The organism is Shewanella sp. 38A_GOM-205m (genome assembly GCF_000518445.1).
Taxonomy (GTDB): Bacteria; Pseudomonadota; Gammaproteobacteria; order Enterobacterales; family Shewanellaceae; genus Shewanella; species Shewanella algae.
The window spans coordinates 21,440-32,433 of the sequence record NZ_JADP01000038.1; the positions used below are offsets into that span (position 1 = coordinate 21,440).

Below are 10,994 nucleotides of genomic sequence, written 5' to 3' on the forward strand. Positions count from 1 at the left end.
TGCTTGATAGATGAGCTTGCCCTTGAGTTTAGAGCCAACCGTTAAAAGGCTATCTCGGGCAGCAGTGCCAGCCATCCCAGCTTAAGAGCGGCGCCAAGCGCCAACAGGTTGAGGCCGACACAGCACCAGAACAGGAGTCTGAAACTTGTTTTACTGGTTTTGTGGCGAAATTGATGGCGTGCCAGTAAAGCGCCGGGCCAACCACCGAGCAAGCCGGTCAGTTGCAGGGTCGACTCCTTGGTGCGCCAGCGGCCAGTTTCGGCGGCCTTTTTATCACGGGCATAGAGCCAATAACAGAGAAGGCTCAGCAGCAGATACCAGACGGGCACCAAGAGCGGCAGCTTACCCAGTGCCACTAAAGCCAGTAGCAGCAGGGCAAACAGGGCGGTGAGCTTGCCGATGAAAGACTTGTGACTGCTGCGCTTATTCTGCTGACGCTGTTTTTGTTTGAGTCTGCCTCTGTCCTCGGGAAAGAAGGCCTGTTTTGCCTGACGCCGGCCCTGGTCATCCAAGGTGATTTTAAAGGTCAGTACGTCGCCCACTTGTGGCCTGCGACCGCTCAGGCTCAGTGACTTAATGTGCAGAAACACCCTTTCACTGCCGTCATTGGGGCTGATAAACCCAAAGCCTTTATCGTCCTGCCAATGGCTGACTTTTCCTTTGTGCTTCATGTGTTTGACTCGTGAGTATTCATGGCGTTATTGATTGGCTTATTGCCAAAGGCCAGACGGCGCCAGAGCCATTCCAGCGGCCCTTGCTTGAAGAACCTAAGGTAGCAGCCGGCCAGTATTATCTGCACCAAGGCATAACCCAAGGCTATGGCCAGGTAGTCTATGCGCTCGAGTGTCAGCAGCAACTCGGGCGCCTGATGGCGAAACAGCCAGATCCCAAAACAGGACTGCAAAATATACAGGCTCAAGGGGATCCGGCCAACCGCCTGCAGGCGTCTTGGCAGCCATGGCAGTCGCCGGCCGAACTTAACCAACAGATGAGCATAGATGATAGCCATGGGAAAGGCGCTCAGCATGACCAGAATATCGGAAAGCATCACCAGTTTGGGGCGGGATTGCAGGCTGAGAATCGTGTCCGCCAGCGACAGCAGCAAGCTCAGTGCCAGCAATTTCCCCAATTTGCCCTGGGGTAAACCTTGGTCAAACAGCCCGCGACGATACAGGCTAATCCCCAGCAGCATCACACCGCTGACAAACCACAGCAGAGTAAATGGCAGGGAAATCAGCATCAACAAGGTCATAAACAGGTGCATCAGCAACTGCTCGCCATAGCTGCCGGTCCAGGCGCTGTATTGTTCATTGAAAAAGGCGTTGCCGCGGATCCAGGTTTCATCACCCGGCAGCAAGATCATCAGACCATAGGCCAGGGTGCCGATGGCGATAAAGAGCAGTGCCCGCCTTTGCTGGGCCTCAATCTCCAGGTTACGATAATGCCAGGCGAGGAAGCCACAAATGCTATAGGTGAGCAGGATATCCCCCGGCCAGATAAACAGGCTGTGCAGCGCCCCAAAGAGCATCAGCCAGAGTAAGCGTGAGCGGATTAAGGGGAAGGGCTCCAATCCTCTGGCGAGGAAATTCTGTTGTTGAATATAGAGGCCGATACCGAAGAGCATGGAAAACAGGCTGAGGAAGCGCCCCTCCAGCAGAAAATTACTCAGGGTTTCGGTAATGGCATCGGTTAAATGAAACTCGGGAAAGGGCGCATAACCATATAAGGTGACGCCCATAAAACTGACATTGAGAAAGAATATCCCCAATACTGCCAGCCCTCTGACGGCATCGATATTGGGGTTGTGACTGATTTTGACCGGCTGTCCCTGCATCTTTTTCCTGCTTACTCTTGAGTACCGTCTAAGGCTTCGATTAGCTGAGCCAAGTTAGCAATCAAACCCGAATCAGGGAAGTGCTGGCTTGTTTCAAATTATGATCCCTTCTCGGTCGCGTTTTTGGCCGGCTTGGCCGAGATCCAGAGCCTGATACTGCCCTTGACCACCAGGATATCATTGCAGTCATAGGCGAGCACCTCGACATCGAGATCACCCGGCTGCCAGGCATTGGCATCAACCTTGGCCACACAGCGGATATCGCTGCCGGCCTTGGCGGTGTAATCCAGCGTCATGCCCTTGGGGATCCAGCGTAGATGAGGTGGTATTGAAGCCTCGGCCATGACTCCCATCGCCATTTCCAGGCCGTTGCAGATGGCAATGACATGTACTGTACCTATGTGATTCTCAACTGCGCGGCGTTTACGCAGCAAGCATTCACAGTAGTTGGGCTCCAACTGACTGATTATCGGCTTGATACTGCCAAAGTAGGGCGCCATCCGGCTGACCAGCAAGGAGAATATCTTATTGCCAAAGGGCAGACGCTTGCATTTGTGATACAAGTTCAGGGTCGAATTGGCGGTTTTACTCATAGTGATTCCTTGTGGGTATTCCTTGTTGATGTTCTTTGTTGGTATAGGGTAATGTTTTTGTTATTACTCTGGTCGGATGAGTGTGTATGCTGACGAGCGCTTTGGCAAGAGCCAAAAGGAAAGAGGCAAGAGCTTTGGGGAAGATGGGCGAGGGGGACGCCAATCTAAGCCGGGGCTGAACAGATAGAATAAAATGGCGTGGCAGCAACTGGGGTCTGTGCTTAAATGACGATTTCTTCTGGAAGGTGCAAATGGGTGGACCCTTTGCAAGTGCAAGAATCACTTCCTTGGACAATCCAACTTCAATCAGGATTGGTATAATCCGCGAGAATTATCAAAACAGTAGTAAGGAAACCTAGTGAAATTTCTGTTGACCTACCTCAAGGGGCTGGCCATGGGGGCCGCCGATGTGGTGCCCGGCGTTTCCGGGGGAACCATAGCCTTTATTACCGGCATCTATGACACCCTGCTGGAAAGTATTCGTCGTATCAATCCCAGTCTTTGGGGCATTATACGCCGCGACGGGATCAAGGCGGCGTTTGCACATATCAATGGCGCCTTTTTGTTGAGTCTGTTGGCGGGGATCCTCAGCAGTATTCTGAGTCTGGCCAAGCTTATCTCTTACCTGCTGGCACATCATCCTATTCCTGTATGGTCATTCTTTTTCGGACTGATCCTTATCTCCGTGGTGCATATGTTGCGCCAGGTCAAGGGCGGTTTTTCACTGCCACGGCTACTGATTTTTGCACTGGGAGTGGCCTTTGCCTGGGGCATTACCGTGCTGAGCCCGGTTGAGTTGGAGGCCAGCTACTTTAATATTTTTGTTGGCGGTGCCATCGCCATTTGCGCCATGATACTGCCGGGGATATCCGGCAGCTTTATCCTCTTGCTATTGGGTCTGTATCCTGCCGTGCTGGCGGCGGCCAAGAATATCCAGCTGGATATTCTTGGCTGTTTTGCTGTCGGTGCCGTGATAGGTATCCTGAGTTTCAGCCATCTGCTGTCGGCGCTGCTGCGGCGCTTTCACGATGCCACCCTTATCTTCCTTACCGGGCTTATGCTGGGGACGCTGGGCAAGATCTGGCCCTGGAAACAGACGCTGAGCTGGCGCACCAATTCCCATGGTGAGCAGGTACCCCTGGTGCAGCAAAACCTGTCTCCCTTTGGCTTTGAGCAACTGACACAGCAGCCGCATCAGTTGGGGTTGGCGCTCTTGTGTGCCGCCGCCGGAATTGGCTTGGTACTCCTGGTTGAGCGCCTGGGGGCCGACAAGCAATAATTTCAGGCGCTAGCGCCTTGCAGTGAAAGGTATCAATGACAGAAAACGGGAGCTCAAGGCTCCCGTTTTTTATCTCCCTTCGAATCTCTCTTAAATGCCTTTGCGTTACAGGTTTCATTCAAGATGGGTCTTGCTTCGCCAGCGGATAGCCCAGGCTTGCTGGGCTTGACTCCATTTAAGGTCTTGTATGGCTTGCCAGGCAAGTCGGTTCCTCTTTGCTAAAAAAATATTGTACAAAAACTTGATCCTTGTACAGGTATGTGCCTTAATTTACTACAAGGTTATACAAGGATTCTCAATATGTACAAGTTTGAGCCGCAGCGAATTCAACTGGGTATCAGTGCCTGCCTGTTGGGGCAGCAGGTGCGTTTTGACGGTGGTCATAAGAATTCTGTCTATTGCCAGCAGGAGCTTAGGCAGCATTTTGACTTTGTGCCAGTCTGTCCTGAGATGGCGATAGGTATGGGCGCGCCACGCAAGAGCATACGTCAGGTGCGCCGCGGTGATGAGATCCGGATCCAGAGCCGTGATGCCAGCCTGGATGTAACCGAGAGCCTGCAAAGTTTCAGTGAGGAAAAAGTCGCTGAATTGGGATTTTTAAGTGGCTATTTGCTTTGTGCCAAATCACCTACCTGCGGCATGGAACGGGTCACTGTCTACAAGGAAGGCAGTGATCAGGGGAATCGCAGCGGCATAGGTGTGTTCGCCAAGGCCCTGATGCAACGTTGGCCACAACTGCCGGTTGAAGAAGAGGGGCGCTTGAACGATTTGGTGATCAGGGAAAACTTTTTCACCCGGGTGTATGCCTTCCATGACTGGCAATGTCTGCTGCACTCCGGATTGAGCCTGCATAAATTGACTCAATTTCACGCCAGATACAAATACCTATTACTGGCTCACAGTCCGGCTCAATATCGTCAACTTGGCCCCTTGCTGGCTGAAGGCGGTGAAGACTTGCAGGAAACTGCCCGGCGTTACTTTGAAGGTTTTATGGAGGCGCTGAAAAACAAGGCCAGTCGCCGCAATCACACCAGTGCGCTGCAGCATATTCAGGGCTATTTCAAACAACACCTGACCAAGGCGCAGAAGTCTGAGCTCAGTCAGGCGATAGATGAATATCGTCAGGGGCTGCAACCTCTGTTGGTGCCGCTGACATTGATTAAACATTACTTGAGGGAGCATCCACAGCCGTATATTGCGGCCCAGGTTTATCTCAACCCTCATCCACAGGAGTTAAAACTGCGTTATGCCTACTGATAACAATGCCAACCTTTCCATCGGCGAAGTCGCCAGACTGACCGGGGTGAATCCTGTCACCTTGCGCGCCTGGCAGCGACGGTTTGGACTGGTTATCCCGCAGCGCACCCCCAAGGGCCATAGACTCTACACTCAGGAGCAGGTTCAGCAGATCCGTGAAATCCTCTCCTGGCTTGAGCAGGGCGTGGCCATCAGCAAGGTCAAGCCACTGCTCAGTGGCCAGACAGAAAAACAGCTGCAGCAAGAAAATGAAGACGACGACTGGCTGAAGTTCAGCAGCAGTCTCACCGAGGCGGCACTTTCTCTCAGCAGTGCCCGCTTTGGCCGCTTGCTGGATGAATTCAGTGCCCTCTATCCCATCGCCCTGTGTTGTCGGCGCCTGCGCCATTGGTTGCAAGTTTTGGACACCCAGCTCGATGAACGCCTCGACGGAGCGCTTGTCCGCAGTTGGCTCGAAAGCCGTCTGGCTCACTATGTCGGCGCCCGCAGCGAGCAGTTGCTGCGCCAGAAACCCCGCTGGCAACTTCTTTATCTGCCGCTTGGCAAGCAGCCGGCCTGGAGTGAGCTCTTGCTGCAACTGGAGCTTATCACCCGGGGTGTCAGCCTGTTGCCGCTCAATATAGAGGAGCCTTTGGAAGGCCAGGGGCTGCAACTCTTGGCACACAGGCTGCCGCTGCAGGGACTCTTGTTGTTGCCGCCTTCCCAGTTGCCCGGCAGCAGTGTCAAAGCCCTGTTCCAGCTGGCGAGTGCTTTGGATTATCCATTGATCTTGAGCGGGGATTATGTGGCGGTTCACACCAGTGCCTTTGAGCACTATGCCAAGGAACTGGCTGTGACTGAAAAAGGCGCCAACAAGAACCGGGAGCCCGTCAAGAATCCTGTGCTTTGCAGTAGCAATGCCGCCATATTGGCACTGCTGGGTCAGGCCGAGTCCGCCTCAAAACAACCGGAGGACAAGTAACATGTCCCAGTCCTTGCCCAATCATGTGCCTTCCAGTGAAAAGGCCTGTGTTGCCATCTGGTTTCGCAGCGATCTGCGCACTTCAGATAACCAGGCCCTGTGGCTGGCGTGCGAAGCGGCAAGGGCCCAAGGTCTGCCGCTGCGGGGTTTTTATATTGCGACTCCGGCCCAGTGGCAGCAGCACTCTGTTGGTCCCATGCAGCTGGATTTCATCGAACGCAGCGTCAATCAACTGCAACGGGCGTTGGCATCTTTGGGGATAGCTTTTGATTTGCTGCACTGTGACGATTTCTCTTTGGTGAATGCCACTGTCGAGGCGTATTGCCAACGCCACGGCGTTAAGCAGATTTTTGCCGGGCGCGAGGTGGAGATTAACGAGCAGCGCCGGGATCAGGCACTGGCGCAGCTCACCAGGACTATAGGGGTGGGCCTGCAGTTTACCGATGAGCACTGTCTGCTGCCGCCAGGGAGCGTTCGTACCCAAGGCGGCGAAATGTATCGGGTATTTACCCCCTTTTTTCGCCGCTGGCGTGAGCTGCTGGGAAGAGAGGCGATAACGCCGCTGCCGGTACCTGCGCCTCTGGCCCCGGCTTTACCCGAACCCGCAGAGCTGAGTTTTAAGGTCAGCAAACAAGGCAGTAAACAAGATAGCAATCAAGACAGCCATCACTGGCCAGTGGGTGAAGGGGCAGCCAGGCAGCGGCTCGATAGTTTTATTGCCAACCAGCTTGCCGATTACGGCCAGGAGCGGGATTTCCCGGCCCTCGATGGCACCAGTTGCCTGTCGCCCTATCTGGCGTTTGGTATTCTCAGCCCGCGGCAATGTGTGGCGGCGTTGCTCAATCGCTTCCCCGAGGCTATGGCAGAGGACAATAGTCCGGGTCGCAGCTGGCTGGCTGAGCTGGCCTGGCGCGAGTTTTACCGCCATCTGCTGCACGCCTGGCCCCAGCTGTGTATGGGCCGCAACTTCAACGTGCTCGGCGATGACATAGTCTGGCGGAACGACCCGCAAGAGTTTGCCGCCTGGTGCGAGGGCCGCACCGGTTATCCGCTGGTGGATGCCGCCATGCGTCAGCTAAACCAGACCGGCTGGATGCACAATCGGCTGCGAATGGTGACCGCCAGCTTCCTCACCAAACACCTATTGGTGGACTGGCGTTGGGGCGAGCAGTATTTTCGCCGCGCTCTGATAGATGGCGACCTGGCGGCCAATAACGGCGGCTGGCAGTGGTCTGCCGGCACCGGCTGTGATGCCCAGCCCTATTTCAGGATCTTCAACCCCATGAGCCAGAGCGAAAAGTTCGACCCCGACGCCAGTTTTATCCGCCGTTATCTGCCTGAACTGGCGCACTGGCCGCTTAAGCAGATACACCATCCGGGCACAGCTGCATCGTCCCGCTTCACCGAGCCGAGTCTGTTTGCCACTGCGGCTTATCCGCCACCTATAGTCGAGCACAGCGCTGCGCGGCAAAGGGCGTTGACCGCCCTGGCCGTGCTGAAAAAGTCTGCCTGAACTCAGTTCATTAGCCGAGGGATTATCATGACCAGCCACTCAGTTGCCGCGGACATAGAACCCGCTTCACAGCCGGCATCGCCGCAGTCTCAGGAGATTATTCAGGCATTTATTGCCTTGTATCAATCCCTGGGCCCTGAGCAATTGCCCACATTGCGCCAAAGGCTGCAGGCCGTCTATGCGCCTGAGATCTGTTTTTGCGATCCCATGCATCGACTGGAGGGGCTTGAGCAACTGGAACAGTATTTTGCCGGTTTGTATCGCAACCTGACCGAAATCGCCTTTGAGATCACTGACGTCTTGCCCGCCGGGGACCAGGCCGCCATCAGTTGGCAGATGAAGTATTGCCACCCCAAATTGAACCGGGGGCAGAGTATCAGTGTCGATGGTATCAGCCTCATCAAGTTTGGCGACAAAGTCCATTATCACAGGGATTATCTGGATCTGGGGCAGATGCTCTATGAACAGCTGCCACTGCTGGGCTCTGTGGTGCGCATGGTCAAGGGCAGGGCAAGCCGATGAAGACAGTATTGATCACGGGTGCCAGCTCAGGCATAGGTGCCGAGCTCGCCAGACAATATGCCGCCGCCGGTTGGCGGGTCTTGGCCTGTGGCCGCAATGAACAAGCTCTGGCCGTCCTCGAAGGCTGCGAGCCTTTGAGGTTCGATGTCACCGACAGAGACTCGGTGCTTAAGCTTGGCAGCAAGCTCAAATTGGAGTTAGGCCAAGCCGATGGTGTGGATCTGCTGCTGCTCAACGCCGGTACCTGTGAGTACATAGACGAGGCCATGGCCTTTGACAGCGTCCTGTTTGAGCGGGTTATCCGCACCAATCTGTTGGCTGTGGGCTATTGCCTGGAAGCCTTTATGCCTTTGCTTGCCCGTGGCAGCCAACTGGCGCTGATGAGCTCAAGCGTTGTGATGCTGCCTTTCCCGCGGGCGGAGGCCTATGGCGCCTCCAAGGCCGGGATCAGTTACCTGGCGCAGAGCTTGCGGCTCGATCTGGCCCACAAGGGAATAGACGTCAGCGAAATTCGCCCTGGCTTTGTTAAAACGCCGCTCACCGACAAAAATGACTTCGCCATGCCGATGCGGATCTCCGCCGATAAAGCCGCCAACACCATCATCCAAGCCCTGGCCGCCAGACGGCGCCTGATTGCCTTTCCCGGGCGCTTTATCTGGCTGCTGACTCTGCTGAGCTGGCTGCCCCGCAGTTGGTTGGCCGCCGCCCTTGGTAAACCCTCTGCAAAAAACGGGAGCCCAGTATGACAGTTTCAACCGGCAATAAGCCGCGCATCGCCATAGTTGGCTCGGGGATCTCCTCGCTCACTTGTGGTTATCTGTTGTCACAGCAGTATGAGGTGACGCTGTTTGAAGCCGCCGATTATCTGGGCGGGCATACGGCCACAGTGGATGTTGAGCTTGGCGGCAAACCCTACGCCATAGACACAGGGTTTATTGTGTTCAACGATCGCACTTATCCCAGGTTTCAGGCCTTGATGGCCCGGGTCGGTATCAAGGCGCTGGCGACCGAGATGAGCTTCTCGGTGCAAAACCTTGTCAGCGGTCTTGAATACAACGGCCATAGCCTGGCGACCCTGTTTGCGCAAAAGCGCAATCTGCTGAGTCCGACTTTCTGGGGGTTCCTGAGGGAGATTTTGGCCTTCAACAGCCGCTGCAAAGCCTTGTATCAAAGCGGTCGTTACCCGGCGGTGACACTGGGAGAATTTCTCGAACAGCAGGGGTTCTCCGACTTCTTCTGCCAGCACTACATTCTGCCGATGGGCGCCGCTATCTGGTCGTCCAGTATTCAGGATATGCGCGCCTTCTCGCTGCCTTTCTTTATCCGTTTCTTTGAACATCATGGACTGTTGGCCGTCAGCAATCGGCCGCAGTGGTATGTGCTCGAAGGCGGCTCCCGCAGTTATATTCCGGCGCTCAGCGCGCCCTTTGCCGAGCGGGTTCATCTCAACTCGCCGGTAGCACAAATCCGCCGCCAAGCGGGGAGCGTGCAGCTCAGAGTCAAGGATAGCTGGCATGAGTTCGATCAGGTGATCCTCGGCTGCCACAGCGATCAGGCGCTGGCCATGCTCGGTGACGCCAGTGAGCTGGAGCGGGAGATACTCTCCAGGCTTAAATACCAGGATAACCAGGTGACCTTGCATACAGACACCTCGTTGCTGCCGAAGCATCGCGCCGCCTGGGCCAGTTGGAATTATCGTCTCGATGGCGATGCCAGCCGTCCCGCCTGCGTAACCTACAATATGAATATTTTGCAGCGCCTGCCAAAGTCTGCGCCGGATTTTTTGGTGACCCTGAATCAGGATGAGGCGATAGCCAAGGACAAGGTGCTCAAACGCTTTGTCTATGCTCACCCGGTATTCAATGAACAGAGCCAGGCGGCGCAGCAACGCCGCAGCGAGATCTGCGGCCAAGACCGTATCCATTTTGTCGGCGCCTACTGGTACAACGGCTTTCATGAAGACGGGGTACGCAGCGCCCTGGATGTTTGTGAAAGGTTCGGGGTAAGCCTATGAAACCTGAAACGGGTATCTACCTCGGCAGCGTCAGCCACTCTAGGCTAACGCCGGTAAGGCATAGTTTTCGCTATCCCTTTGCCCTGATGCTGCTGGACTTGGATGACTTGCCAAGGCTTTCGTCCCTGAGCGGCTTGTTTGGTGAATCCCCTTGGTCTGCGCTGCGTTTTCGGCAGCAGGATTACCTCAAGGCGACTGCAACAGCAAATGGATCCGGGCAGGCAGCTGCCTCATCGCTTAAACAGCGGGTGCTGAATAAGGTGATTGCGCTCGGCGGCGAGGCCGGCTGCGACAGTGTGCTGTTCGCCGGGCAACTGCGCCACTTTGGACTCTATTTCAGCCCGGTCAACTTTTTCTACTGCTTTCAAGGTGATGAGTATAAATACCTGTTGGCTGAGGTGAGCAATACCCCTTGGAATGAGCGTCACTGTTATCTGGTGTCGGCCGAGGCGCTGGCACTTGGCGACAAGTGCTTCCATGTATCGCCTTTTATGTCGCTGGATTATCGCTATCGCTGGCATATTCCGGCGCCGGCAGAGCGGCTCGATTTGCGGATCAGCAATCTGCCCGGCAAGGGTGACGTGGCAGGGCCGGCCCCCGAGTCGCAAAAGGCCAGCTTCGATGCAGTATTAAGCCTCAAACGCCGCCCCTTCAATGGCCGTGAGCTCAGGCGTTATCTGTGGGGCTTTCCCTTGATGAGCCTGAAAATTCTTTGGCTCATCTATTGGCAAGCGCTGCGTTTGTGGCTTAAGCGGGTGCCCTTTGTGCCATACGAGCGCAAGCCTCAGGGCGGCACGGATTGAGGCTAAGGAAGGTGCGAACAAGTCCCATGTGTACTCTGCGTCGGCTTACGGGCTTGGATGCAAGGCGTGGTTCGCAGCAAATGGCCTTAGTCCTTTGCAAGAAGCACAACACAGCAGGCAGGTCTGTAAGCCACGCCCTTCGGGGCTTTCACAGCAACCGGCTCTCTGCGTTATCCGACTTCGACAGGCCCCGGCATGCCTTCAGTCAGATGCCTTGA

The 10,994-nt window shown here is 55.3% G+C and carries 11 protein-coding genes; 8 read left to right on the forward strand and 3 right to left on the reverse strand.

From position 1 onward, the window contains the following. Nucleotides 1–41 precede the first annotated feature (41 nt). The 3 genes from N512_RS0117705 to N512_RS0117715 all read right to left on the reverse strand — a co-directional run bounded on the left by N512_RS0117705 (nucleotide 42) and on the right by N512_RS0117715 (nucleotide 2,427). Nucleotides 42–671: a DUF1294 domain-containing protein gene (locus tag N512_RS0117705; protein ID WP_028781173.1), complete on the reverse strand. Its 630-nt coding sequence runs from the start codon at nucleotides 669–671 to the stop codon at nucleotides 42–44. Beyond that, nucleotides 668–1,834, reverse strand: a complete 1,167-nt coding sequence (locus N512_RS23315) for a DUF418 domain-containing protein (protein WP_231473612.1) — start codon at nucleotides 1,832–1,834, stop codon at nucleotides 668–670. Before N512_RS23315 ends, N512_RS0117705 begins: the two co-directional genes overlap by 4 nt. A gap of 98 nt (nucleotides 1,835–1,932) precedes the next feature. Beyond that, nucleotides 1,933–2,427 carry a hotdog fold domain-containing protein gene (locus N512_RS0117715; RefSeq protein WP_028781174.1) on the reverse strand — a complete coding sequence of 165 codons (495 nt, stop codon included), beginning with the start codon at nucleotides 2,425–2,427 and terminating at the stop codon, nucleotides 1,933–1,935. Between the two features lie 358 nt (nucleotides 2,428–2,785). Between N512_RS0117715 and N512_RS0117720 the strand changes: the two genes are divergently transcribed. From N512_RS0117720 to N512_RS0117755, 8 genes are all read left to right on the forward strand, one after another. After that, the gene (locus N512_RS0117720) at nucleotides 2,786–3,706 is read left to right on the forward strand and encodes a DUF368 domain-containing protein (RefSeq protein WP_028781175.1); all 921 of its coding nucleotides are present in this window, start codon (nucleotides 2,786–2,788) and stop codon (nucleotides 3,704–3,706) included. Nucleotides 3,707–4,006: 300 nt separating this feature from the next. Further along, entirely contained in the window at nucleotides 4,007–4,963 is a 957-nt protein-coding gene (locus N512_RS0117725) for a YbgA family protein (protein WP_028781176.1), read from the forward strand. Then, complete coding sequence (locus N512_RS23320; RefSeq protein WP_051472854.1) at nucleotides 4,953–5,924, forward strand: MerR family transcriptional regulator; 972 nt, start codon at nucleotides 4,953–4,955, stop codon at nucleotides 5,922–5,924. The genes N512_RS0117725 and N512_RS23320 overlap by 11 nt, the downstream gene beginning before the upstream one ends. A 1-nt stretch (nucleotide 5,925) precedes the next feature. Next, on the forward strand, nucleotides 5,926–7,437 hold the full coding sequence (phrB, locus tag N512_RS0117735) for a deoxyribodipyrimidine photo-lyase (RefSeq protein ID WP_051472855.1): 1,512 nt from the start codon (nucleotides 5,926–5,928) through the stop codon (nucleotides 7,435–7,437). 27 nt (nucleotides 7,438–7,464) lie between these two features. Then, nucleotides 7,465–7,959, forward strand: coding sequence for a nuclear transport factor 2 family protein (locus tag N512_RS0117740; protein WP_051472856.1), 495 nt, complete (start codon nucleotides 7,465–7,467; stop codon nucleotides 7,957–7,959). Next, nucleotides 7,956–8,705: an SDR family NAD(P)-dependent oxidoreductase gene (locus N512_RS0117745; protein WP_028781179.1), complete on the forward strand. Its 750-nt coding sequence runs from the start codon at nucleotides 7,956–7,958 to the stop codon at nucleotides 8,703–8,705. The genes N512_RS0117740 and N512_RS0117745 overlap by 4 nt, the downstream gene beginning before the upstream one ends. Next, the gene (locus N512_RS0117750; RefSeq protein WP_028781180.1) at nucleotides 8,702–9,973 is read left to right on the forward strand and encodes an NAD(P)/FAD-dependent oxidoreductase; all 1,272 of its coding nucleotides are present in this window, start codon (nucleotides 8,702–8,704) and stop codon (nucleotides 9,971–9,973) included. The genes N512_RS0117745 and N512_RS0117750 overlap by 4 nt, the downstream gene beginning before the upstream one ends. Beyond that, entirely contained in the window at nucleotides 9,970–10,776 is an 807-nt protein-coding gene (locus N512_RS0117755; protein ID WP_028781181.1) for a DUF1365 domain-containing protein, read from the forward strand. The genes N512_RS0117750 and N512_RS0117755 overlap by 4 nt, the downstream gene beginning before the upstream one ends. Nucleotides 10,777–10,994 lie beyond the last annotated feature (218 nt).